The 24,627-nt window shown below is 66.7% G+C and carries 20 protein-coding genes and 1 tRNA gene; 10 read left to right on the top strand and 11 right to left on the bottom strand.

Annotated features, from left to right (window positions below):
• The first annotated feature begins 34 nt into the window (after nucleotides 1-34).
• From gmd to LK540_RS11705, 4 genes are read left to right on the top strand one after another with little or no spacing between them, the layout of a single operon-like run.
• Nucleotides 35-1,081, top strand: coding sequence for a GDP-mannose 4,6-dehydratase (gene gmd / locus LK540_RS11720; RefSeq protein WP_229437466.1), 1,047 nt, complete (start codon nucleotides 35-37; stop codon nucleotides 1,079-1,081).
• Nucleotide 1,082: 1 nt separating this feature from the next.
• Nucleotides 1,083-2,021, top strand: coding sequence for an NAD-dependent epimerase/dehydratase family protein (locus LK540_RS11715; RefSeq protein WP_229437465.1), 939 nt, complete (start codon nucleotides 1,083-1,085; stop codon nucleotides 2,019-2,021).
• A gap of 2 nt (nucleotides 2,022-2,023) precedes the next feature.
• Nucleotides 2,024-3,148: a glycosyltransferase family 1 protein gene (locus tag LK540_RS11710; RefSeq protein WP_229437464.1), complete on the top strand. Its 1,125-nt coding sequence runs from the start codon at nucleotides 2,024-2,026 to the stop codon at nucleotides 3,146-3,148.
• 19 nt (nucleotides 3,149-3,167) lie between these two features.
• Nucleotides 3,168-4,337 carry a glycosyltransferase family 4 protein gene (locus LK540_RS11705; protein WP_229437463.1) on the top strand — a complete coding sequence of 390 codons (1,170 nt, stop codon included), beginning with the start codon at nucleotides 3,168-3,170 and terminating at the stop codon, nucleotides 4,335-4,337.
• Nucleotides 4,338-4,397: 60 nt separating this feature from the next.
• Here the strand turns inward: LK540_RS11705 and LK540_RS11700 are convergent, their stop codons facing one another.
• Both LK540_RS11700 and LK540_RS11695 read right to left on the bottom strand, forming a co-directional pair.
• The gene (locus LK540_RS11700; protein ID WP_229437462.1) at nucleotides 4,398-5,420 is read right to left on the bottom strand and encodes a two-component system response regulator; all 1,023 of its coding nucleotides are present in this window, start codon (nucleotides 5,418-5,420) and stop codon (nucleotides 4,398-4,400) included.
• Nucleotides 5,417-8,782, bottom strand: a complete 3,366-nt coding sequence (locus LK540_RS11695; RefSeq protein WP_229437461.1) for an MHYT domain-containing protein — start codon at nucleotides 8,780-8,782, stop codon at nucleotides 5,417-5,419. Before LK540_RS11695 ends, LK540_RS11700 begins: the two co-directional genes overlap by 4 nt.
• A 251-nt stretch (nucleotides 8,783-9,033) precedes the next feature.
• Here LK540_RS11695 and LK540_RS11690 point away from each other — a divergent pair, with 251 nt between their 5' ends.
• Nucleotides 9,034-9,804, top strand: coding sequence for an ABC transporter substrate-binding protein (locus LK540_RS11690; protein WP_229437460.1), 771 nt, complete (start codon nucleotides 9,034-9,036; stop codon nucleotides 9,802-9,804).
• A 64-nt stretch (nucleotides 9,805-9,868) separates the two neighbouring features.
• Here LK540_RS11690 and LK540_RS11685 read toward each other — a convergent pair.
• Nucleotides 9,869-9,953, bottom strand: a tRNA-Leu gene (locus LK540_RS11685).
• 78 nt (nucleotides 9,954-10,031) lie between these two features.
• A complete protein-coding gene (locus LK540_RS11680) occupies nucleotides 10,032-10,493 on the bottom strand; it encodes a hypothetical protein (protein ID WP_229437459.1) in 462 nt (153 codons plus the stop codon).
• 202 nt (nucleotides 10,494-10,695) lie between these two features.
• On the opposite strand from LK540_RS11680, the gene LK540_RS11675 reads away from it, so the two are divergent.
• The gene (locus LK540_RS11675) at nucleotides 10,696-11,301 is read left to right on the top strand and encodes an FxDxF family PEP-CTERM protein (protein WP_229437458.1); all 606 of its coding nucleotides are present in this window, start codon (nucleotides 10,696-10,698) and stop codon (nucleotides 11,299-11,301) included.
• 97 nt (nucleotides 11,302-11,398) lie between these two features.
• Here LK540_RS11675 and LK540_RS11670 read toward each other — a convergent pair whose 3' ends face one another.
• The 6 genes from LK540_RS11670 to hutC form a co-directional block, all read right to left on the bottom strand.
• A complete protein-coding gene (locus LK540_RS11670; protein ID WP_229437457.1) occupies nucleotides 11,399-13,165 on the bottom strand; it encodes a glycosyltransferase family 39 protein in 1,767 nt (588 codons plus the stop codon).
• Nucleotides 13,166-13,308: 143 nt separating this feature from the next.
• A complete protein-coding gene (locus LK540_RS11665) occupies nucleotides 13,309-13,578 on the bottom strand; it encodes a type B 50S ribosomal protein L31 (protein ID WP_229437456.1) in 270 nt (89 codons plus the stop codon).
• 406 nt (nucleotides 13,579-13,984) lie between these two features.
• Nucleotides 13,985-15,247 (bottom strand): transcription termination factor Rho, encoded by a 1,263-nt coding sequence (gene rho, locus LK540_RS11660; protein WP_229437455.1) that lies wholly within the window; start codon nucleotides 15,245-15,247, stop codon nucleotides 13,985-13,987.
• Between the two features lie 171 nt (nucleotides 15,248-15,418).
• Complete coding sequence (gene trxA, locus LK540_RS11655; RefSeq protein WP_229437454.1) at nucleotides 15,419-15,745, bottom strand: thioredoxin TrxA; 327 nt, start codon at nucleotides 15,743-15,745, stop codon at nucleotides 15,419-15,421.
• 204 nt (nucleotides 15,746-15,949) lie between these two features.
• On the bottom strand, nucleotides 15,950-16,348 hold the full coding sequence (locus LK540_RS11650; RefSeq protein ID WP_229437453.1) for a response regulator: 399 nt from the start codon (nucleotides 16,346-16,348) through the stop codon (nucleotides 15,950-15,952).
• A 99-nt stretch (nucleotides 16,349-16,447) separates the two neighbouring features.
• Complete coding sequence (hutC, locus tag LK540_RS11645; protein WP_229437452.1) at nucleotides 16,448-17,167, bottom strand: histidine utilization repressor; 720 nt, start codon at nucleotides 17,165-17,167, stop codon at nucleotides 16,448-16,450.
• 135 nt (nucleotides 17,168-17,302) lie between these two features.
• Here hutC and ada point away from each other — a divergent pair, with 135 nt between their 5' ends.
• Nucleotides 17,303-18,376, top strand: a complete 1,074-nt coding sequence (gene ada, locus LK540_RS11640; RefSeq protein ID WP_229437451.1) for a bifunctional DNA-binding transcriptional regulator/O6-methylguanine-DNA methyltransferase Ada — start codon at nucleotides 17,303-17,305, stop codon at nucleotides 18,374-18,376.
• Between the two features lie 10 nt (nucleotides 18,377-18,386).
• On the opposite strand, the gene bla is transcribed toward ada, so the two are convergent.
• Entirely contained in the window at nucleotides 18,387-19,253 is an 867-nt protein-coding gene (gene bla, locus LK540_RS11635) for a subclass B3 metallo-beta-lactamase (protein WP_229437450.1), read from the bottom strand.
• A gap of 133 nt (nucleotides 19,254-19,386) precedes the next feature.
• Here bla and LK540_RS11630 point away from each other — a divergent pair, with 133 nt between their 5' ends.
• The 3 genes from LK540_RS11630 (at nucleotide 19,387) to hutH (ending at nucleotide 24,627) form a co-directional block, all read left to right on the top strand.
• Nucleotides 19,387-21,051 carry an amidohydrolase gene (locus LK540_RS11630; protein WP_229437449.1) on the top strand — a complete coding sequence of 555 codons (1,665 nt, stop codon included), beginning with the start codon at nucleotides 19,387-19,389 and terminating at the stop codon, nucleotides 21,049-21,051.
• Nucleotides 21,052-21,354: 303 nt separating this feature from the next.
• Entirely contained in the window at nucleotides 21,355-23,067 is a 1,713-nt protein-coding gene (hutU, locus tag LK540_RS11625; RefSeq protein WP_229437448.1) for a urocanate hydratase, read from the top strand.
• Between the two features lie 12 nt (nucleotides 23,068-23,079).
• Nucleotides 23,080-24,627, top strand: coding sequence for a histidine ammonia-lyase (gene hutH / locus LK540_RS11620; RefSeq protein ID WP_229437447.1), 1,548 nt, complete (start codon nucleotides 23,080-23,082; stop codon nucleotides 24,625-24,627).

Raw genomic sequence — 24,627 nt, 5'->3', positions numbered from 1 at the left:
TCGACCCGAGCACTCATCCGGAAATTCCATTACCATGCAAAAAACAACGAAACGTGCCGTCGTCACCGGCATTACTGGTCAGGACGGCGCTTACCTGGCGCAGCTGCTGCTCGACAAGGGCTATCATGTGACCGGCACCTTCCGCCGCGCCAGTTCGACCAATTTCTGGCGCATCGAGGAACTCGGCATTGCCGCGCACCCGAACCTGTCGCTGGTCGAGTACGACCTGACCGACCTGGCATCGAGCCTGCGCCTGATCCAGGCCGCCGAGCCGGACGAGGTCTACAACCTGGCCGCGCAAAGCTTCGTCGGTGTGTCCTTCGACCAGCCGCTCACCACTGCCTCGATCACCGGCCTGGGCGCCGTCAACCTGCTCGAAGCGATCCGCCTGATCAATCCGAAGATCCGCTTCTACCAGGCGTCGACCTCGGAAATGTTCGGCAAGGTGCAGGCCATCCCGCAGATCGAAGAGACCCCGTTCTACCCGCGCAGCCCGTACGGCGTGGCCAAGCTGTACGCGCACTGGATGACGATCAACTACCGCGAGAGCTACGACATCTTCGGCTCCTCGGGCATCCTGTTCAACCACGAGTCGCCGCTGCGCGGCCGCGAGTTCGTCACCCGCAAGATCACCGACTCGGTCGCCAAGATCGTGCTGAACAAGCTCGACGTGCTCGAACTGGGCAACATGGACGCCAAGCGCGACTGGGGCTACGCCAAGGAATACGTCGAAGGCATGTGGCGCATGCTGCAGGCCGACCGTCCCGACACCTATGTGCTGGCGACCAACCGCACCGAGACCGTGCGCGACTTCGTCACCATGGCCTTCAAGGGCGCCGGCATCAACCTCGAATGGAGCGGCAGCGCCGAGAACGAAACCGCGCGCTGCACCAACAGCGGCAAGACCGTGGTGCGTGTGTCGCCGAAGTTCTACCGTCCGGCCGAAGTCGACCTCCTGATCGGCAACCCGGAAAAGGCGAAGCGCGAACTCGGCTGGGAGCCGAAGACCACGCTCGAAGAGCTGTGCCAGATGATGGTCGACGCCGACCTGCGCCGCAACGAACAGGGCGCCTCGTTCTGATATGAGCATCTCCAGCACCGAGCCGCGGGTGGGCAAGACCCTCGAGGGCGAGGGCCTGCGCGCCCTGGTCACAGGTCTGCGCGGGTTCACGGGCGAATACGTGGCGCGCGAGCTGCGCGATGCCGGCTACCGTGTGTTCGGTACCGCCACCCCGGGTGACGCGGTGGCCGAGCCCGGCGTGTTCGCGGCCGACCTGTGCGACCGCGCCGCGGTGGCCGCGATGGTCGAGGAAGTCCAGCCCGACGTGGTCGTGCACCTGGCCGGCATTGCCTTTGTCGGCCATGGCGACGCCGAGCAGATCTACCGCGTCAACGTGGCCGGCACCCGTAATTTGCTGGAAGCGCTGGCGTCGCTGCGCAAGCGGCCGTCGGCGGTGCTGCTGGCCTCGTCGGCCAACATCTACGGCAACGCCAGCGTGCCCGTCATCGACGAGCAGGTCGCGCCGGCGCCGGCCAACGACTACGCGGTGAGCAAGCTGGCCATGGAATACATGGCGCGCCTGTGGATGGACCGGTTGCCGATCATCGTCGCGCGGCCGTTCAACTACACCGGCGTCGGCCAGAGCGAAAACTTCCTGCTGCCGAAGATCGTCTCCCATTTCCGCCGCAAGGCCGAAACGATCGAGCTGGGTAACCTGGCGATCGCGCGCGACTTTTCCGACGTGCGCATGGTGGCCTGGAGCTACCGGCGCCTGCTGGCGGCCGCGCCGGCGGGCCAGGCCTTCAACATCTGCTCGGGACGCAGCCAGTCGCTGGCCGGCGTGATCGACATGATGTCGGAGATCGCCGGCTACCGCATTGAGGTCCGCGTCAATCCGGCCTTCGTGCGCGCCAACGACGTGCTGACCCTTACCGGCGACAACGCCAGGCTGGCCGGCGTGGCCGGCGCCATCCCGACCCGTCCGCTGTCCGAGACGCTGCGCTGGATGTACGAGGGGTGAACATGAACCGGCTGCGCGTGGGCCTGGGCACGACCACGATCGAGCCAGGACTCACGGGCGGACAGATCGACGGCATTGGCGTGTACACGCGTGCGCTGCTGTCGCATCTTCCGCAAGCTGGCTGCAATGTCGCGCCTTACTCCTGGCCGGCCGGCGCCGGCACGGTCAGCATCGGCCAGGCCCTGCCGCAATCGTTCGCCCGCGCTTCGCTGGCCGACCTGGCCATGCCGGGCGCACACCGGGTCCACATGCCGGCCGACCTGTTCCACGCCACCGATTACCGGATCGTGCGCATGGACTGTCCGGTCGTGGCCACCCTGCACGACGCCCTGCCGATCAAGTATCCCGCATGGTGCAATCCGCGCATGCGGCGCCTGAAGAACTGGCTGCAGCGCAAGGCGGCGCAGAAGGCCGACCATGTCATCGCCGTCTCGCACTTCGCCGTGGCCGAGCTGGTCGAATGCTTCGGCGTCGACGAGCGCCGCGTATCGGTGGTGCATAACGGCGTCGACGAGGCCTGGCTCGGCGCCCCCGATGCACAGGACGTGGCGGCGACGCTGTCCGCGCATGGCTTGCGGCCCGGTTATTTTCTCTCCGTCGGCACGCTACAGCCGCGCAAGAACGTCGAGCGCGTACTCGGCGCCTGGCTGGCCCTGCCGGCGCCGGAACGCGCCGAGCGTGCGCTGGTCATCGTCGGCGCCGCCGGCTGGCGCTGCGATACCCTGTTGCGGCGCATCGAAGCCGCCCGCGCCGAAGGCGAAAACGTGGTCTGGCTGAAGGGGCTGGCGGGCGAGCAGGCGCTGCGCCACGTGTACGCGGGCGCCGGCGTCCTGGTCTTTCCTTCGCTGTACGAGGGTTTCGGCATCCCGCTGCTCGAAGCCTTTGCCTCGGGCGTGCCTGCCGTTACCTCGAACGTCAGCTCGCTGCCGGAAGTGAGTGCGGGCGCCGCGCTCGAAGTCGACCCCCTGGACGAAGGCGCGATCGGCGCCGCGATGCTGGCGCTGGTGCGCGATGGCGCGCTGCGCGCGCGCTGCATCGCCGCCGGCCGCGCACGCGCGGCAGCCCTGACCTGGCGCGCCACCGCCCAGGCTACTGCCGCTGTCTACCGCCAGGTTCTCGCGCAATAAGCTTTTATCCACAAACACGATGCGCGTTCTTCATTTCTACAAGACCTATTATCCCGACACCGTAGGCGGGGTCGAGCAGACCATCCGCCAGATGTGCGTCGGCACCGGCCGCCTCGGCGTGACCAATACCGTGCTGTCGCTGTCGCGCGAAAAGAACCTGCAGCCGATCGCCTTCGAGGGCCACACCGTGCACCGCGTGCCGCTCGACTTCGAGATCGCCTCGAACGCCTGCTCGTATGCCGCGCTCGGCGCCCTGGCGCGCCTGGCGCGCGAGGCCGACGTGGTGCACTACCACTTCCCCTGGCCCTTCATGGACCTGGCCCATTTCGTGGCGCGCGTGCGCAAGCCGACGGTGGTCAGCTACCACTCCGACATCGTGCGCCAGAAGAACCTGCTGCGCCTGTACCAGCCGCTGAAGCACCGCTTCCTGCGTAGCGTCGACGCCATCGTCGCCGCTTCGCCGAACTACCTGGCTTCGTCGGCGGTGCTGGCGCGCTACCCCGGCAAGGCCCGCGTCATCACCTACGGCCTGGACCAGGCCAGCTATCCGCAGCCCGACCCGGCGCGGCTGGCGTACTGGCGCGAGCGGGTCGGCCCGAAGTTCTTCCTGTTCGTCGGCGTGCTGCGCTACTACAAGGGCCTGCACGTGCTGCTCGACGCGGTGGCGGGCACCGAGTATCCGGTGGTGATCGTCGGCGCCGGCCCGGAAGAGGCGGCGCTCAAGGCCCAGGCCGCGCGCCTGGGCCTGAAGAACGTGCTGTTCACCGGCGCCCTCGACGAGGAAGACAAGGTCGCGCTGCTGACCCTGGCCTATGCCTTTGCCTTCCCCTCGCACCTGCGCTCGGAAGCCTTTGGCGTGTCGCTGCTGGAAGGGGCGATGTACGGCAAGCCGATGATCTCGTGCGAGATCGGCACCGGCACCAGCTACATCAACATCGCCGGCGAGACCGGCCTGGTGGTGCCGCCGGACGACGCCCCGGCCCTGCGCGCGGCGCTGCGCACCCTGTGGAACGACCCGGAACTGGCGCGCGCCATGGGCGGCAACGCGGCCCGCCGTTTCGAGGAAGTATTCACCTCGGCGCAGATGGCGGCCGACTATATGGCCCTGTACCGCGAAGTGCTGGCCAAGCATGCCGGCGCGCCGCATGCGCCCGCCACGCCGCTGGCGCCGCCGGTCACGCCGGAATAGCCGAAGCAGGAGCAAAGCAAAAGGGGCGCAGCGCGCCCCTTTTTTTGTGCCTGTGAACGCTTACGCGAACTGCGCCTCCGCTTCGGCTTCGACCTTCTCCGCCCAGCGCAGCCGCACCGTGCGGATCGCCGGCAGCTGGGCCACGAACAGGTCGACCAGGGCCGGATCGAAGTGCTTGCCCTTCTGCTGCATCAGGTAGTCCACCGCTTCTTCCTCGCTCCAGGCGCGCTTGTAGGGCCGGATCGAGGTCAGGGCGTCGAACACGTCGGCGATCGCCACGATGCGCCCGGCCAGCGGAATGCGCTCGCCGGCCAGCCGGTTCGGGTAGCCGCTGCCGTCGTACTTCTCGTGGTGGGTGATGGCGATGTCGTGCGCCAGCTTCAGCATGCCGCCTTCGTGCTGGCCGATGATCTCGGCGCCGATGGTGGCGTGGCTCTGCATGATCTTCCATTCGTCCGGATCGAGCGGGCCGGCCTTTTGCAGGATGCGGTCGGGGATGCCGATCTTGCCGACGTCGTGCATCGGCGCGGCGTGCAGCAGATCGTCGGCTTCCTCTTCGGTCATGCCGGCCGCCAGGCCCAGGATGCGCGCGAAATGGCTCATGCGGATCACGTGCAGGCCGGTCTCGTTGTCCTTGTACTCGGCCGCGAGACCCAGGCGCTGGACGATCGCCAGACGCGAGGCCTTCAGTTCCTCGGTGCGCACCAGCGACAGGTGGGTGCGCACGCGTGCGCGCACCAGCGGCGGGCTGATCGGCTTGGTGATGTAGTCGACGGCGCCGGCCTCGAAGCCTTCCAGCTCGTCGGCGGTGTCGGTCAGGGCGGTCACGAAGATCACCGGGATCGGCGCCGTCATCGGGTTCGCCTTCAGCGCGGCGCAGACTTCGTAGCCGCTCATCCCCGGCATCATCACGTCGAGCAGCACCAGGTCGGGGCGCTCCTTGACGGCCAGTTCCAGCGCACGCGCGCCGTCTTTCGCGAACAGCAGGCGGTAGTGGTCCTGCAGGATCTGCCGCAGCAGTTGCAGGTTGCTGGCTTCGTCGTCGACCGCCAGGATCAGCGGGCGGGTGATGTTATTGCTCATTGCATCGTTTCCTGTGGCGTTACATCGTCTAGGGTTTCGAGCGCGATCAGCACGGCGTCGAGCTGCTGCTGGGCGAGGTCGAAGTCGAAATCGGCCAGGGCGGCCTGGACCTGCGTCACGCGCGCGGCCACCGGGTGGCCGGCCAGCGCCGCCGCCAGCCCGGCCAGGGCCGCGTCGTCGAGGGCGCCGCGGGCGAGCGCATCGTGCAGCAGGCCGCCGGCGCGGCGCGCGCGCGCCAGGTCGACGCTGTCGCCGGCTGCATTCGCCGCAGGTGCGGCGGCAGGCTGCTGGTGGCGGATCAGCGCCAATACTTCCGCATGGGCGGCATCGACACCGTCCAGCGCCTGCGGCAGCAGGGCCAGGGTGGCCAGCTGCTGGCCCTTGTCGCCTTCGGCCAGGGTTTCCAGTTCGGCCAGCGCATCGCTCAGCAGTTCCAGGCCGAGGTTCGCTGCCACGCCGCGCACCTTGTGCGCCAGCATGCGCAGCGACGGGTAGTCGGCGCCGTCGGCAAAGCCGCGCAGGAACTGCGGCAGCAGCGCGTGCTGGGCGTGGAAGTGGGCCAGCGCTTCCAGGTAGGCGTCTTCCTTGCCGCCCCAGCGGTGCACGCCGCCCATGCGGTTCCAGGCCTGGCGCCCGACCGCCGGCGCATCCTGGGCCGCGTTCGAGCCGATGCCGAGCACGCGCGCGATTTCATGCGAGAGCGTGAACCAGTCGACCGGCTTGGAGGCGAAGCCGTCCATGCCCACTTCGGCGCTGGCGCGGCGGTGTTCGGCCAGCACGCTGGCGGTCATGGCGATCACCGGCACGCGCGGGCGGCCGGCCGCTTCGGCCTGCTCGCGGATCAGGCGCGTGGCGCGCAGGCCATCGATGGTCGGCATCTGGAAGTCCATCAGGATCAGGTCGAAGTCCTGGCGCGCGGCCAGCTCGACCACCTGGGCGCCATCCGAGGCGCCGGTCATGCTGTGGCCGCGGCGCGCCATCAGGAGCTGCAGCAGTTCCAGGTTCTGCGGCACGTCGTCGGCCACCAGCACGCGCAGGCGCGGCAGGGCGGCGGCGGTGCGCACGCGCGCCTGCTGCGGCGCGAAGCGCGCCACCATCAGCGGCAGCAGCACGTGGAAGGTGGTGCCTTCGCCCACCGTGCTCTCGGCCCAGATCTTCCCGCCCATCAGCTCGACCAGCTGCTTGCTGATCGTGGTGCCCAGGCCGGTGCCGCCGAAGCGGCGCGTCATCGAGGCGTCGGCTTGGGTGAAGGGATCGAAGATCGCGTCCAGGCGCTCGGGCGCGATGCCGATGCCGGTGTCCTTCACGGAAAAGTGCAGCTGGTCGCCCTGGGCTTCAGCGCGCAGCACCACGCTGCCGGCGGCGGTGAACTTGATCGCGTTGTCGAGCAGGTTGGTGAGCACCTGGCGGATGCGCAGCTCGTCGCCGCGCAGATTCGTCGGCAGCGCCGGGTCGTAGTGGATGTCGACGTGCAGGCCCTTGGCGCGCGCGTTAGCCGCCAGCGTCGACGACAGTTCGTCGATCAGCGACAGCAGGTTGAAATCGTTGATCTCGAGTTCGACCGCGCCTTTTTCCAGCTTGGCGGTGTCCAGGATCTCGTTCAGCAGGCGCAGGAGCGAGCGGCCGGCGTTGCGCACGGTGTCGAGGTGGCGCCGCTGGTTCGGAGCCAGTTCGCCGTCGAGCAGCACGTCGGTGAAGCCGAGGATGGCGTTCATCGGGGTGCGGATCTCGTGGCTCATGTTGGCCACGAAGGTCGCGCGCGCGGCGGCGGCCTGCTCGGCGTTGTCCTTGGCGTCGCGCAGCGCTTCTTCCATCATGCGGCGCTCGCTGATGTCGAGGATCACGCCGTCGAGCCAGGCCAGCTTGCCGGCGTCGTCGCGCACGGCGGTGCCGTTCTCCCACAGCCAGCGGGTGCTGCCGTCGGCGTGCAGCAGGCGGTATTCGACCAGCCAGGGGCGGTCCTCGCGCAGCGCGGTCTCGATGGCTTCCGACACGCGCACGCGGTCGGCGGCGTGGATCAGGGCGCCGAAGCTGCGGCGCGGCGCGACGTCCGGCGATGCGCTCATGAAGTCGCGCGCCGGGTAACCGGCCACGCGCTCGACGGCGTCGCTGATGAATACCATCGGATGCGTGCCTTCGATGCAGCTGCGGTAGGAGATGCCGGGAATGGTGCCGATCAGGGAGCGGAACTGCTGCTCGCTGGCGCGCAGCGCCCCGACCATCTCGCGCCGCTCGGTGATGTCGGTGACGAAGCAGACGAACAGTTCCTGGTCTTCCAGGCGGGCGTGACCGATGGCGACGCGGATCGGCACCAGGCTGCCGTCGCGGCGCAGGGCCTCGACTTCGGCGTTGTCGGGGGCGGCCTGGGTGCCGCTGCTGGCCAGGTAGCCGAACAGACCGGCACGGCTGGCCTGGTCGCCTTCGGGCAGGAGCAGGCCGGCGTTACCGCCCACGATCTCGTCGCGGCGCCAGCCGAAGATCTTCTCGGCCGAGGCATTGAATTCGAGGATGGTGCCTTCGCGGTCGATCGTGATCACGCCGTCGATGGTGGTGGTGAGCAGGGCGCGCATCCAGGCTTCGCTGCGCGAGAGTTCGCCGTACAGGCGGCGGTAGCGCAGCAGGCCGTTGGCGGCCAGCACCAGCACCGTGAACAGCACGGTGATCAGGGAAATGCCGATCGCCAGCGCGGTGGTGTCGGACGAGGCGGGGGCGTTCGGGTCGACGCGGCCGACGAAGCGGGCGGCGGCCATGCCGGTGTAGTGCATGCCCGAGATGGCGCAGCCCATGACGGTGGCCGCCAGCAACAAGCGGCCCGATTCGCTGATGCCGGCCAGGCGGCGCAGGCCGAAGCGTACCCACAGGGCGAGTGTGGCCAGCACCACGGCGACCACGATCGACAGCAGGAAGATATACGGGTCGTAGCGCAGCTCGAGGCCCATCTGCATGCCTTCCATGCCGGCGTAGTGCATGGCGCCGATGCCGGCGCCGACCAGCACGCCGCCGACCAGCAGGCCGCAGACGCCCAGGCGTTCGCGCGCGATCAGGCTCAGGGCGACGTAGGAGGCGAAGATGCTCGGCAGGCTCGACAGGATGGTGGTCATCGGGTCGTAGACGACCTGGGTGCACAGGTTAAAGGCGAGCATGCCGATGAAGTGCATGGACCAGACGCCGGCGCCGAGCGCCAGGCTGCCGGTCAGCAGGAAGACCGTGCGCTGGCTGCTGCGCAGGCGGGCCTGGCCGGCGATCTGCAGGCCCATCCACGACGAAAAGATCGCCACCAGCAGCGACAGCAGCACCAGCTTGGTGTCGTAGATGCCATAGCTGAGCAGCGAAGGGTCATCGGGCAGGGTGAAAAGCGGCATGGCGTCTTTCGGGAAAGCTTGAAATCAGTAAAAACAGAACCAGTGGGAATACAGAAGTATGACACTTTCCGTATGGAAAGTCTTGGTTTTATGCGGAAAACTTATAATGCTGCTATCGCATCTGTCGCGTGCTTGCGACCATGTGCACGGGAGTTAACTTTGGCATAGTTCCTTGCGGTATGCTTATTGCATGAATGGCCTGGGGTATCAGGTTTTTTCATGATTGAACAAGCACCAGGGAGGGCAAGACCATGCAGATCCAGCACATCACGGGCGCAGTTTGCCTGGCCCTGTCTGCACTCTTGCCTGCACGCGCCGCGCCGTCATCCCAGCAGGCGGGCGCCCTCTACATTGCCACCGAAGAGGCAGCCCCATCGAGCATGCGCGACGCCAGCGGCCGGGTCGTCGGGATCGCCACCGATAAGGTGCGTGCGGCCATGGCCCGCGCCGGCGTGGCCTACACCATCGAGACGCTGCCCTGGAAGCGTGCCTATGCCGCCGCGCGCGAGCGGCCCGACGCCTGCGTCTACTCCACCACCCGCACGCCCGAGCGCGAAGCCCTGTTCAAGTGGGTGGGGCCGACCGACAGCGCGCAATGGGTACTGATGGCGCGCGCCGACCGCCGCATTGCGCTGGCCTCGCTGGACGATGCCCGGCCTTACCGCATCGGCACCTACCGCGGCGACGCCCGCGACGATTACCTGCGTAGCCGCGGCTTCACCGTCGACACCGCCCCGCACGACCTGCTCAATCCGCAGAAGCTGCTGCTGGGACGCATCGACCTGTGGGCGGCCTCGCTGCGGCGCGGCAGCATGGTGCTGGAACAGAACGGGTGGAAGGGCAGGATCGTGCCGGTATTCACATTCAGCCGCCAGGATGTGTTCCTGGCTTGTCATCCCGGCGTGCCGGATGCGGTGATCAGGCGGCTGAACGATGCGTTTGCAGCGCTGGGGCGCGATGGCACGCTGAAACGGATCGAGCGGGCCTACGATCACTGGACGGTGCAGGCGAAGGCGCGATAGCAACAAAAAACCCGCGCTCTCCAGGAGAGACGCGGGTTTCGGTATTCGATGTTGCTGCAAGCTTTGGTGCCTCCGGCCGGAATCGAACCGGCACGCCTTACGGCGCTTGATTTTGAGTCAAGTGCGTCTACCAATTCCGCCACAGAGGCCTTGCACACAACGAGGCCGCATATTAGCACACCAGTTCCGGTGCTGACCAGTTTACAGCAGAGGCCGCGAGCGGGAGGCTAGCTGGCCAGCGCCTTCTGCAGCGCGCGCAACACCGGCACCGGACCGATGACTTCCAGCGCATGGGCATGCACCCGGACATTCACGTTGTGCGCCCGGTTGCGCCAGCTCGGCTGCGCGGTCTTCACGTAACGCAGCAGGCCGGGGCCGGCTTCGCTGCGCGCGTAGCCGAGCGCATCGAGGGTGGCGTCGAGGGTGCTGGCCATATGGCAGGCGTCGAAGCGGGTGCTGACTTCCAGGCGCCCCGGGGCATGTGCGCACAGGGGCAGGGCCAGGCCGGCGAGTACCGGCAGCACGATGTAGGCCAGGGGTGCGCTGGGGTCGAACAGGTGCATGGCGACGACTAGCAGCGGCATGCCGATGGCCAGCGTCAGGCCGTAGGCCGTGAGCGGGGAGAGGTTGCCCAGGAGGCCGGCGCCCCGCTGCGCTGGCATGACTTCAGAAAACATTACGCTTTTCATGTTGTTTCCTCCATGGTGCGAACGCCGGATGGCGATGGCACTGCCTGCCATTGTCTGCCCCGTATATGGTCCCGGATTGAGCTGACTCAAGGAGGGGGACGTTCAAAAGCAAACGTCCGGCCCGGACAGCCACTCAAAGCATGAGGTGGCGGCGCGGGCATTCCCTTGCGCCGCGTCGATGACCATTGTCAATGGAAACGATATGAACAAGACCTCCCTGGTGTTCTCCGCCTTGCTGGCAGGCGCCGTGTGCGCCGCTCCCCAGGCCGCCGCGCAGACCATTGCGCGCAGCACGCCCATTGCCGCCATCGGCGACGGTGCAGGCGGCTTCAATGCCTGGTTCGGCGACGGTTTCACGGCCGCCGAATCCGGCCGCGACTTCACCGAGCTGTTCACCTTCAGCGTCAGCGGCCTGCCTTTCGATGCGGCGGCCTCGGTAACATCCTCGTTCCTGAATTCGCCGCTGGGCAAGGACCTCGACATCGTCGCCCTCAGCCTGTACCGCTACGATCCGGCCACCCTGGCGGTCATCGGCCCGGTCGTGGCCGGCATCGACGGGACCGGCTTCGGCGACGAGGCCCCGGATTCCTGGTCGCTGGCGGCCTACGACTTGCCGACCGGGGCCTACGCGGTGCGGGTCGACGGGCGGGTGCTGGGCAGCGGCGGCGGCAGCTTCGGGGCCGACCTGGCGGTGTCGCCGGTGCCGGAAGTGCCGGCCTTTGCGCTGCTGCTGGCGGGGCTGGCGGCGGGGGCGCTGGCGCGCCGGCGCGGGCAGCGGCGCGCCATGGAAAAACCGCCCTGCGGGTGATCCCGGAGGGCGGTTTCGGAAGGCGAAGCGCCTGCCTTCAGCGGCGGCGGCTCAGCGGCGGCGGGGCAGTCTCAGCGCGAGGGTTCGACGCACCCGTTCAGCGGCGCCGGTACAGGCGGAAGCGCTCGTCGCGGTCCGAGGCGCGGCGGCCTTCCCACAGCAGCGTGGCGCCGCTCGTGGCCCAGCGGCGCGCCAGGGCGCGCTTGGCCCTGGCCTTCGCGTTGGCTTCGCTGTTCGCCTCGTCGTCAGCCGTGTCGCGCGTCCTGATGCTGTCCTGCAGCAGCACGTAATCGCATTGTCCGCCTTCGACACCGGCAAACGGCAGGCGGCCGAAGTAGGCGAACGAGGCGCGCTGGGCCGAGCCGACGTTCGTGTCGATGCAGTTGGCGCCAGGCGGCAGCTTGGCGGCAATCGCCTGGGCCACGCCGGCGTAGCTGCGGCGGTAGTTCAGGTCCGGCAAGAACAGGGTCATCAGGAGCACCCAAAGCAGGATCAGGCCGCTCGACGACAGCACCACGGCGCGCCACAGCACGGCCGGCTGGCGCGACACGCGCCAGCGCACCAGCAGGATCCACCCGACCGTCACGCTGGCCGCCACCAGGAAGGAGACGATGCCGAATTCCGGCTTGAAGCCCGGCACCAGCTTCAGGGCGTTGTGCGCCAGCTTGGCCGGCCAGCCGGTGAGCTTGGCGATCCAGAACAGCCAGGTCAGGGCGGCGAGGGTGGTCAGCGCCATCACCGAGAACCAGTCGATGGCGTTGATGGCGCCGCGCTTCATGGTCGGCAAGCCGAAGGCGGCCATCAGGGCCAGCAGCGGCAGCAGCTTGAGCAGGTCGCCGTTTTCCGGCGTCGGGTCGCACAGGATCACCACGGTCAGGGCGCCCAGGAAGGTCAGGGGCAGCACGATGTGCAGCATGTTCTGCTGGCGGCGCCAGGCCCAGATGGCCCAGCCGGCAAACGGCCAGGCCGGCCAGAAGAACCAGACGCCCACGCGGAAGAAGGCGCTGATCGAGGCCCAGTTCGGCAGGCTCAGCTCGGACGCGTTCCAGGCCAGCCACTCCGGGATGGGCGACTGGCTGTAAGGCTGGACGATGCTTGCCGGCAGTATCCACACCAGGCTCAGCAGGAAGGCCACGCCCGCCGCCAGCGCCAGGTGGCGCAGCGAAGTGGCGGGCGGCAGGCGGAAGAAACGGGTGCCGAGGAACAGCGCGATCAGCAGCGCAACCGGCGACAGCGGGCCGCGGCTCAGGACCAGGGCGCCCAGCGACAGCCCGACCAGCACGGCATTGCGCACGCTGGCGCCTTCGACGTAGCGCACGGCGCGGTACAGGAAATAGGCGATCAGCGAGCCCTGCAGGGTAACGGACAGGGTTTCGTGGCTGAGCAGCAGCAGGCCGAGCGAGCCGAGATAGACCAGCACCGCGGTATCGGCCAGGGTGCGGCCGTAGTCGTCGGGTTCGGGCTGGCCACCGAAGGCCAGGCGCAGCGGCTGGGCTTCGGGGCGGCGCCCCAGGTGGAAGGCCGTGTACCAGAGCGACATGGTGCCGAGGACAAAAATGCCGATGTTCGAGACGCGCGCGGCCAGCACGTCGCCCAGCAGCCAGCCGAACAGCTTGATGCAGATGGCGCCCAGCCAGAAGGCGAGCGGACCTTCGTCGTTGACGGCCAGGCCGGCGATGTTCGGGTACAGCCAGTCGTGCAGGCCGCCGCGCGCCATCGTCCACATGATGCCGAAGCTGCCGGCGTCATCCTTCCACGGGTCGCGGCCGATCAGTCCCGGCAGGATATACAGCATGCCGAGCGCGAACAGCGCCCAGCGCGGCAGGGCCAGCGTGGCGGCGGCGGGGAGACGGACTGGTTTCATCGATAAGTCTGATGCGAAATTAATGTCGCGCTAGTATAGCGGCATTAGAAAAGGCGAAAAAAAAGAAGCCGGAAACCGGCTTCTTCTCGTGTCCTGCGCAGCGCTTGCTGGAAGCGCCTGACAGATTGTGACTGCTGTGCTGCTTAGCCGTTCGCGACCGAAGTCTTCGAACCGACCGAGCCGAACTTCTGGCGGAACTTCTCGACGCGGCCAGCGGTGTCGACGATCTTGTGCTTGCCGGTGTAGAACGGGTGCGATTCAGCGGACACCTCGATCTTGATCAGCGGGTAGTCTTTGCCTTCGTGGTTGATCGTTTCGCGGGTAGCGATGGTCGAACGGGTCACGAATTTGAAGTCGCACGACACGTCGTGGAACACGACTTCACGGTAATCTGGATGGATATCGGTCTTCATGGTTTTGCCTTGGTTAGTTTGGTAGCCAAACAGCACTTCGTCGGTCTCGCTGCTTCTTGACCCGATTGCCGATCACTTGCCAGGGGTGGAATTACTGAACCCACGATTATAGAACGCTCCGGCGGTTGAGGCAACCGTTCCCGGAATGGCGGCGGATGTGTGGCCGATCGGGTGACCGTACGGTGGGCACTCCGTGCCCACGCGGAACGTGGAGCTAACGCGACGCTTGAGCAAGCGTTGGCGGATGATCATATGATGCGCGTCGAAATGAGCAGCCACGGTGCGTGCTTCCGCGTGGGCACGGGGTGCCCACCGTACGGTTGCGTTCGCGATAACGGATACGTTATCGATACGCATGAATAAAAAAGGCGGCCGAAGCCGCCTTTCGTGATGCTTTTGGCTGGAATTAACCGCCGCGGCGCATCATGTCGAAGAATTCCACATTGGTCTTCGTCGCACGCATCTTGTCGAGGATGAACTCCATCGCCTCGATCTCGTCCATCGAGTACAGCAGCTTGCGCAGGATCCAGATCTTCTGCAGCTGGTCCGGCTTGATCAGCAGTTCCTCGCGGCGGGTGCCCGACTTGTTCAGGTTGATTGCCGGATACACACGCTTCTCGGCCAGGCGGCGCTCGAGGTGGACTTCCATGTTGCCGGTGCCCTTGAATTCCTCGTAGATCACGTCGTCCATGCGCGAGCCGGTTTCGATCAGGGCGGTCGCGACGATGGTCAGCGAGCCGCCTTCCTCGACGTTACGTGCGGCGCCGAAGAAACGCTTCGGACGCTGCAGCGCATTCGCGTCGACACCGCCGGTCAGGACCTTGCCCGATGCCGGGATCACGGTGTTGTAGGCGCGCGCCAGGCGGGTGATCGAGTCCAGCAGGATCACGACGTCCTTCTTCATTTCGACCAGGCGCTTGGCTTTTTCCAGCACCATCTCGGCAACCTGCACGTGGCGGGTGGCCGGTTCGTCGAAAGTCGAGGCGACGACTTCGCCGCGCACCGAGCGCTGCATTTCCGTCACTTCCTCAGGACGTTCGTCGATCAGCAGGACGATCAGGGTCACGTCCGGGTGGTTCGCGGTGATCGCGTGCGCGATGTGCTGCAGCATGACCGACTTGCCGGACTTCGGCGACGCCACCAGCAGGCCGCGCTGGCCCTTGCCGATCGGCGAGATCAGGTCGACGATGCGGCCGGTGATGTTCTCTGCGCCGTTCATGTCGCGCTCGAGGCGCAGCGGCTCGTTCGGGTGCAGCGGCGTCAGGTTTTCAAACAGGATGCGGTGCTTCGAGGCTTCCGGCGATTCGCCGTTGACCTTGTCCACCTTTACCAGTGCGAAATAGCGCTCGCCGTCTTTCGGGGTGCGCACTTCGCCTTCGATCGAGTCACCCGTATGCAGGTTGAAGCGGCGGATCTGCGACGGCGAGATGTAGATGTCGTCGGTCGAGGCCATGTAGCTCGCATCGGGCGAACGCAGGAAGCCGAAGCCGTCGGGCAGGACTTCGAGTGCGCCGTCGCCGAAGATCTGCTCGCCCTGCTTGGCGCGCTTCTTCAGGATGGCGAACATCAGTTCTTGTTTGCGCAGGCGCGCTGCGTTGTCGATGTCGAGGCTGATTGCCATCTCCAGAAGGGCGGAGACGTGCATTGCCTTCAGTTCAGATAAGTGCATGTTATGTGGGTGTCCCGTGACGGGAAAGTAAAGGTAGGGGAGGGGACTGCGTGGGTTAGTCAGGGGTTGCGGCCGGAATCGGCGGGCTACCCATCCAGATTAATGGCGGCAGTGCGGGCGCGCTGCCGCCGCTCAACAAGACGCTCGATGAAACCTTGAGTAAGCGCTCGATCAGATGTTGCTGTCGATGAAAGCCGTCAGCTGGCCCTTGGCCATGGCGCCGACTTTCTGTGCGGCCGGGGCGCCGTCCTTGAACAGGATCAGGGTCGGGATGCCACGGATGCCGAACTGGGCCGGCACGGCCTGGTTGGCGTCGACGTCCATCTTCGCGATCGTGATCTTGTCGCCGTATTCTTTCGCGACTTCTTCGAGGATCGGGGCGATCATCTTGCACGGACCGCACCACTCGGCCCAGAAATCGACCAGGACCGGACGCTCGGACTTGAGCACGTCGGTTTCGAAAGAAGCATCGCTGATGTGTTTAATGTTTTCGCTCATGTTTTCCTCAAAGGATCAATGTACGCCTGGAGACTGAAAGAGCTCGTCCGGCTTCCGATTTTTTAAAAACTGGGTTGCAACACAATGGTGGAGACAATGTGTGCAAACTCAATATTGGAAGGGCGTCAAGAGGACGTCAGGCGGGGGATTTAGGCGGAATAATACCGCATTTTCCTGAAAAGTGTTCAGGCGTTTGTATAAAACTTAACTTGTCACGGCCGAGCGCAATTGCTCCAGTCCGATAGGCTTGCGGAAGGTGCCGGCGACGCGCAGGCCGAGCACCCGCGCCAGCTCGCCGGCGGCGTCGCGCACCCCGGCATCCATGCCCGAGAGCAGGATGACGCGGCCATTGAAACCGCGCGCGGCGGCGGCCTGCAGGAACTCGATGCCGTCCATGTCGGGCAGGGCCAGGTCGCAGATCAGGGTGTCGGGATTGCGTTCTTCCAGCGTGGACAGGGCGCGGCGGGTACTGGCCTCGGCAAACACTTCGCGCACGCCCACCTGTTCCAGCATGTCGGTGAGCACGTCCAGCATGAAACGGTCGTCGTCGAGCACCAGCACGCGCGGCGGCTGGACTGGGCTGGCTACGATGTGACCGTTCATACGACTGGTTCCGGAAGAATTTTGACTGGAAAGGAATTATGGTCGAGAAGCGGCATGCATGGAACATGCCGGCCGAAAAAATCCGTCCAGGCGTCGCGTTCAGCCCACGCTGCCCGTGAACTGGTACAAATTTCCGGGATGCCACATCGTGACGCTGGACGCCACGCGCCCGCCCGAGGTGGTCTTGCGCTTGAGCACCAGGCACGGGCTTTTCGCCTCGATGGCCAGCAGCTCGGCCACGTCGCGCGGCGCGCCCAGCGATTCGATGGCCCAGGTAGCGCCCTGCAGCGGGGCCACCGCCATCAGGTGCTCGTTGGGCGTGATGGCATTGAAGTCCTGGGCCAGGTAGTCCGGCGCGCAGGCCGGGTTCACCCAGCGGTCTTCGAGCTGGATCGGCACCTCGTTCTCGAAGTGGACGATCAGCGAGTGGTACAGGGGCGCGTCCGGCGCCAGGCCGAATTGCAGCGCCAGTGCCTCGCTCGCAGGGGCCGACGCCAGGAGATGCAGGCTGCTGCGGTGGCGGTGGCCGCGCGCGCGCACTTCGTCGGCGATATTCCGGATCTCGACCAGGGTGGCCTGGTATTTTTGCGGCGCCACGTAGGTGCCCGAGCCCTGGCGCCGGGTCAGCACCTGCTCGGCGGTGAGTTCGCGCACGGCGCGGTTGACCGTCATGCGCGAGACCCCGAACTGGCGCACCAGCGCCTGCTCCGAGGGCACGAGGTCGCCTTCTTTCCAGCGGCCGGACGCGATCTCGCCGACAAGGTAATCCTTGATACGCTGGAAGATAGGGGTACTCGCTTGCGCGCTCTGTTCGTTCAAACTGCTCTCCGGTGGGGCGATAATGATGGCTGCAGACAGCCGCGATTCTAGCATCGCAATTCGAAAGCAAGAGCTGGAGTGCGCGCGTGTGGAGCAGGTGCCACGATAGGGCGAATAATCCCGCCAGGAGCCGCCATGAAGACCGATACCATTCTCTACGATTACGCCAGCGACGCAGCGCGCTGGGACGCCGTGCAGCGCCGCGAGCGCGCCGCCGACGGTGCCTTCTATTACTCGGTGCGCACCACCGGCGTGTATTGCCGGCCTTCCTGCGGCGCACGGCCGGCGCGGCGCGAGAACGTCGCCTTCCACGCCAGTTGCGCGGAAGCGGAAAGCGCGGGCTTCCGGCCCTGCCTGCGCTGCCGGCCCGACCTGCCGCCGCTGGCCGAGCGCCAGGCGCAGCTGGTGGCCGCCGCCTGCCGCCTGATCGAAGCGAGCGAGGAAGAACCCAGCCTGGACGCGCTCGCAGGCAGCGCCGGCATGAGCCGCTTCCACTTCCACCGCGTGTTCAAGGCGCAGGCCGGGGTGACGCCGAAAGCCTATGCCGGTGCGGTGCGGGCAGCGCGCGTGCGCGCAGGGCTGGCGCAGGGTGCCCCGGTGACCGATGCCCTGTATGCGGCCGGCTTCCAATCGAGCTCGCGCTTTTATGCGGGGGCCGATGCGATGCTGGGCATGGCGCCGGCGCGCTTTCGCAGCGGCGGCGCGGGCGAGGAGATCCGCTTCGCGGTGGCCGCCTGTTCGCTCGGCGCGATCCTGGTCGCCAGCACCGGCCGTGGCATCTGCGCGATCCTGATGGGCGACGATCCCGAGGCCCTGGTGCACGACCTGCAGGACCGCTTTCCGAAGGCGCGGCTGGTCGGCGCCGATGCCGGTTTCGAGCGCACGGTGGCGCTGGTGGTGGGTTTCGTGGAAGCGCCGCGCCTGGGCCTGGACTTGCCGCTGGATGTGCGCGGCACCGCCTTCCAGCAGCGCGTGTGGGAGGCCTTGCGCGCGATTCCGGCCGGGGTGACGGTGAGTTATACCGAGCTGGCAGAGCGTATCGGGTCGCCGAATGCGGTGCGCGCGGTGGCCGGCGCCTGCGCGGCCAATCCGGTGGCGGTGGCGATTCCCTGCCACCGGGTGGTGCGCAACGATGGCGGCTTGTCGGGCTACCGCTGGGGCATCGCGCGCAAGCGGGCGCTGATCGACAGGGAAAAGAATGACGCTTAGTTGTTGCTGCTTATTTGCGCGCTGCCGCTTCCTGCGTCAGCGTTTTCTCCAGGCGCTGGCGGCCAGCGTCGGCATAGCGGCGGCAGGCCTCGCGGTCGATGAAGGCGGTGCTGCCTTCGTTGGCCTGGCGCGCATGGCGCTCGAACAGGCCGCTGGCTTCCGGGTGGGCCGACACCAGGATGTCGCAGGGCAGGGCGGCCACGCGCGCGATCGAGCGCTCGATGTCGGCTTTCGCAGTCGGATAGTGCGGATTGCCGCTGTAGCGGAAACCGTTCAGGCCAAAGGCGTTCAGGCTGTCGGCGTACACCATGTTCATGGCGCCGGCCGGCTCGATCGCCGTCCAGGTCCAGGTGATGCCGCCCTGGGTGTGGCCCGGGGTGTAGTTGGCTTTCACCGCCAGCGGCCCGACGGTCACGACGTCGCCGTCGCGCACCGCCTGCACGTTTTCCACCGGTTCGATGTCGGGCAGCGCGCCGAACTGCGGGTCGCCCCGGTTCGGCTTGCCGCTTTCCAGCACGGGCTTGGCGGCGGCGCTGGTCAGTACCGTGGCGCCGCTCACGCGCTGCAGCTGGGCCAGGCCGCCGGCATGGTCGAAGTGCTCGTGCGACACCAGGATGTACTTGATCTCTTCCGGCTTGAAGCCGAGCCTGCGTATGTGCTCGATGATGGTGGCCGCCGACTTCGGCGTGCCGCCGTCGATCAGGATGTGCCCCTTGGACGAGGTGATCAGCACCGAGGCCACGCCCTGGGGGCCGACATAGTAACTGCCGCCGTAGATCGGGAAGGGGTCCTGCGGTGCGTCCCAGTCGGCGGCGTGCACGCCGTGGATGCATGTACATATCAGGGAAAGGCTGAGGGCGAGGCGTTTGAAAGGCATGTCGGCGGGAGGGATCGAGTCGGTTTAGCGAATGATAACGAAATAGTGGCGGATGGCGGCTGACGGCAGTGTCAAAGCGGCAGGGACTTCGCTACACTCATGTTTTGCATTTATTAAATAAAACGGAGAATCCATGCGCCCCACCCTGAAGCAGTGTTCCATGTTCGTGTTTGCCGCAGTCGCCGCCATGTCGGTACAGGCGCAGACAGTGATCGAGAACGCCAACGGATACACGCTCGACAGCAAGGGTGAACTGGTGCAGTTCTCGGCGCTCGCATTCGATGCCCAGGGCAAGATCCTGGCCGTCGGCAGCGCCGCCGACGTCAGCGCCAAGGCGCCGGGCGCGCGCCGCGTCGACATGGGCGGCAAGACCCTGCTGCCGGGCCTGATCGACGCCCACGGCCACGTGTTCGGCCTGGGCCAGATGCTGACCCAGCTCGACCTCTCGCAAACCACCTCGCTGGAAGGCGCGCTGAAGGCCATCGGCGACTACAGCCGCGCAAACGCCGGCCAGGGCTGGCTGCGCGGGCGCGGCTGGAACCAGGAAAACTGGAAGCTGGGCCGCTTCCCGACCGCCGCGGATGTGGACACGGTCGTGAGCGACCGCCCGGTCTGGTTCGAGCGCGTCGACGGCCACGCCGGCTGGGCCAACAGCCGTGCGCTGGCGGCGGCCGGCATCACGGATAAGACCCCGGACCCGGCCGGCGGCAAGATCGTGCGCGATGCGAACGGTAAAGCCACCGGCGTGCTGGTCGACGCGGCACAGGAACTGGTCGTGAAAGTGCTGCCGCCGCAGACCGAGGCCGAAGGCCGCGTCGTGCTGGATCGTGCGCTCGGCGCGCTGGCGAAGGTAGGCGTGACCAGCACCCACGATGCCGGCCTGGGCGTGGCGGAAGACCGTTTGTATCGCGCTTATGCCGACCAAGGAAAACTGACCGCGCGCATCTACGGCATGATCGGCGGCACCGAAGGCGACTTCGACGCACTGGCCAAGAATGGCCCGCTGAAAACCTACGGCAACGACATGTACGCGCTGCGTGCGGTGAAGCTGTATTCCGACGGCGCCCTGGGCAGCCGCGGCGCCGCGCTCATCAAGCCCTACAGCGATGAGCCGCATTCGCACGGCCTGCTGTTCTACAAAACCGCGCAGATGGATGCCATGATGAAAAAGGCGATGGCGCGCGGCTACCAGGTGAACGTGCACGCCATCGGCGACGCCGGCAACCACCAGATCCTCGACATCTACCAGAAGGAACTGGCGGCGACCAAGAGCGCGGCCCAGCGCCACCGCATCGAGCACGCCCAGGTCGTGACGCAAGCCGACATCGTGCGCTTCAAGACGCTCGGCATCATTCCGTCGATGCAGCCGACCCATGCCACTTCGGACAAGAACATGGCCGAGACCCGCGTCGGACATGAGCGCATCAAGGGTGCGTATGCGTGGCGCAGCTTCCTGCACCAGGGTTCGCGCATCGCCTGCGGGTCGGACTTCCCGGTGGAATCGCCGAATCCCTTCTTCGGCATCCACGCCGCGGTGACGCGCCAGGATGCGTCGGGCCAGCCAATTGCCGGTTGGTATCCGAACCAGGCGATGTCGCTGAAGGAAGCCTTCCGCTGCTTCACGCTTGACGCAGCCTATGCGGGGCACGCGGAAAACAGCTTAGGCTCGCTGGAGCCGGGCAAGTGGGCCGACTTCATCGTAGTGGACCAGGATTTGTTCAAGATGCCGACCTACGATATCTACAAGACCGGCGTGCTGCAGACCTGGGTGGGTGGGAAGCAGGTGTACCAAAAATAACGGTACAGGACGGGACTCGGCGGCCGGGCGGGACTCGGTGGCCGGGACCGTACGGTGGGCACTCCGTGCCCACGCGGAACGATGATCATTGTTGGCGTTTCAAACGGCATATTGTTGGCGTGACGTTTATCGCATACGTATCGAGCGATGTTTTTGAAGCAGCGGACTACGGATCAGCACGTAACCGCGTGGGCACGGAGTGCCCACCGTACGGTCACTGTTCCAGGAAATATAAATTAAACGGATTGACGCTGTTGTATAGACAACCTAGACTCTGAGCATATCCTCAACCCAGGAGCTGCCATGACCCAAGCCTCGCCCCCGTCCGATACCGATCCGCGCTTCGACCCCACGCGCACCATCCGCGCCCCGCATGGCACCGAGCTGAACTGCAAGAGCTGGCTCACCGAAGCCGCTTACCGCATGCTGCAGAACAACCTCGACGCCGAGGTGGCCGAGGACCCGCAGCGCCTGGTGGTCTACGGCGGTATCGGCCGCGCCGCGCGCAACTGGGAGTGCTACGACCAGATCCTCGCCTCCCTGCGCGAGCTGGAAGACGACCAGACCCTGCTCATCCAGTCCGGCAAACCAGTCGGTGTGTTCCAGACCCACGAAAACGCCCCGCGCGTGCTGCTGGCCAATTCAAACCTGGTGCCGAAGTGGGCCAACTGGGAGCATTTCAACGAGCTCGACCGCAAGGGCCTGTTCATGTATGGCCAGATGACGGCCGGCAGCTGGATCTACATCGGCACCCAGGGCATCGTGCAGGGCACCTACGAAACCTTTGCCGAAGCCGGCCGCCAGCATTTCAACGGCGACTGGGGCGGGCGCTGGATCCTCACCGCCGGCCTGGGCGGCATGGGCGGCGCGCAACCGCTGGCGGCCACCTTCGCCGGCGCCGTCTCGCTGACCGTCGAATGCCAGCAGACCAGCATCGACTTCCGCCTGCGCACCCGCTACCTCGACAAGCAGGCCAAGGACATCGACGAGGCCATTGCCCTCATCAAGGAACATACCGACAAGCGCGAAGCCGTCTCCATCGGCCTGCTCGGCAACGCTGCCGACGTGCTGCCGGAACTGGTGCGGCGTGCGAAAGAGGGCGGTCTGGTGCCGGACCTCGTGACCGACCAGACCTCGGCCCACGACCTGATCAACGGCTACCTGCCGAGCGGCTGGACGGTCGAGGAGTGGAAGGCGGCGCAGCGCGATCCATCGCAGCACGCGCGCCTGAAAGCGGCTGCTGCCGCGTCCTGTGCCAGGCACGTGCGGGCCATCCTCGACTTCAAGGAACTGGGTTCCTACGCGGTCGACTACGGCAACAACATCCGCCAGGTGGCATTCGACGACGGCTTGACGAACGCCTTCGATTTCCCCGGCTTCGTACCGGCCTATATCCGCCCGCAGTTCTGCGAAGGGCGCGGTCCCTTCCGCTGGGTGGCGCTGTCCGGCGACCCGGAAGACATCTATAAAACCGACGCCAAGATCAAGGAGCTGTTCCCGCACCATGCGCAGGTACACCGCTGGCTCGACATGGCGCGCGAGCGCATCGCCTTCCAGGGTCTGCCGGCGCGCATCTGCTGGCTGGGCCTGGGCGAGCGCCACCTGGCCGGCCTGGCGTTCAACGAGATGGTGCGCACGGGCGAACTGAAGGCGCCGATCGTCATCGGCCGCGACCACCTCGACACCGGCTCGGTCGCCAGCCCGAACCGCGAAACCGAGAGCATGCGCGACGGGACCGACGCCGTGTCCGACTGGCCGCTGCTGAACGCGATGCTGAACACGGCCGGCGGCGCCACCTGGGTCTCGCTGCACCATGGCGGCGGCGTGGGCATGGGCTACTCGCAGCACTCGGGCGTGGTGATCGTTGCCGACGGCACCGAGGCTGCGGCGAAACGCCTGGCGCGCGTGCTGGTGAACGACAGCGGCTCGGGCGTGATGCGCCACGCCGATGCCGGCTATGAATCCGCCATCGAGACAGCCAAGCGCCAGGGCCTGAATCTCCCGATGATCAAGTAAGGTAATCTGAACATGAAACACGAAAACCAAGGTTGGACCCTGGAACCCGGCGCCCTCACGCTGGCCGATTTGCGCGCCGTCTGGGCCGATCATTTCACGATCGCGCTGTCGGCCAACGCCGCCGCACCGATTGCGGCGTCGGCCGCACTGGTTGACGACATCGTCGCCAAGGGCGACCCGGCCTACGGCATCAATACCGGCTTCGGCATCCTGGCCAAGGCCCATATCCCGAACGACCAGCTGGCGCAGCTGCAGCGCAACCTGATCCTGTCGCACGCGGTCGGTACCGGCGCACTCATTGCGGACAACATCGTCCGCCTGATCCTGCTGACCAAGATCGGCAGCCTGGCGCGCGGCTATTCCGGCGTGCGTCCGCTGATCATCGACACCCTGATCGCGCTCTACAACGCGGGCATCATGCCGGCGATTCCGTCGCAGGGTTCGGTCGGCGCCTCGGGCGACCTGGCGCCGCTGGCGCACATGACCCTGGCCATCCTCGGCGTCGGCCCGGTGCGCGTGAAGGGCGAGATCGTCGACGCCGCCGAGGCCCTGCGCGCTGCCGGCATCGAACCGGTGGCCCTGGCCGCAAAAGAGGGCCTGGCCCTGATCAACGGCACCCAGGTATCGACCGCGCTGGCGCTGCACGGCCTGTTCATGGCCGAGCGCCTGGTGGAAGCGGCGATGGTCACCGGCGCGCTGTCGGTGGACGCGGCGCGCGGCAGCGATGCGCCGTTCGACGCACGCATCCACGCGGTGCGCGGCCAGCCCGGCCAGATCGCCGCCGCCGCCATCTACCGCGAGCTGATGGCCGGCAGCGCCATCCGCGCCTCGCACCTGGTGGGCGACGAGCGCGTGCAAGACCCCTACAGCCTGCGCTGCCAGCCGCAAGTCATGGGCGCGGTGATGGACCTGGTAGCGAACGCCGGCCGCACCCTGCTGATCGAGGCGAATGCCGTCACCGACAATCCCTTGCTGTTTCCGGACGATGGCGCGATCGTCTCGGGCGGTAACTTCCATGCCGAGCCGGTTGCCTTTGCCGCCGACACCCTGGCCCTGGCGATTGCCGAAGTCGGCGCCCTGGCCGAGCGCCGCATCGCGCTGCTGATCGATGCGAATTTGTCCGGCCTGCCGGCCTTCCTGGTGCGCGAGCCGGGCCTGAACTCGGGCTTCATGATCGCCCACGTGACGGCCGCCGCCCTGGCGTCGGAGAACAAGTCGCTGGCCCATCCTGCCAGTGTCGACAGCTTGCCGACCTCGGCCAACCAGGAAGACCATGTCAGCATGGCCACCTTCGCGGCGCGCCGATTGGACCAGATGGCGCACAATACGGCTGTGATTGTCGGTATCGAGCTGCTGGCGGCCGGGCAGGGCATCGAGTTCCACCGCCCGCTGGCGACATCAAGGCACCTGGAGCACGTGCATGCCCAGTTGCGCGCGCAGGTGGCGCCCTACGATGCCGACCGCTTCTTCGCACCCGACATCGAGGCCGCGCGCCGCATGGTGGTCGAAGGCGCGCTGTCCGCATCATGCAAGGAGCTGTTCGCAGTTCTGCATCCCTAA

The organism is Massilia sp. IC2-278 (assembly GCF_020708045.1).
GTDB lineage: Bacteria > Pseudomonadota > Gammaproteobacteria > Burkholderiales > Burkholderiaceae_D > Telluria.
This window is presented reverse-complemented; position numbering and strand designations above follow the sequence as displayed.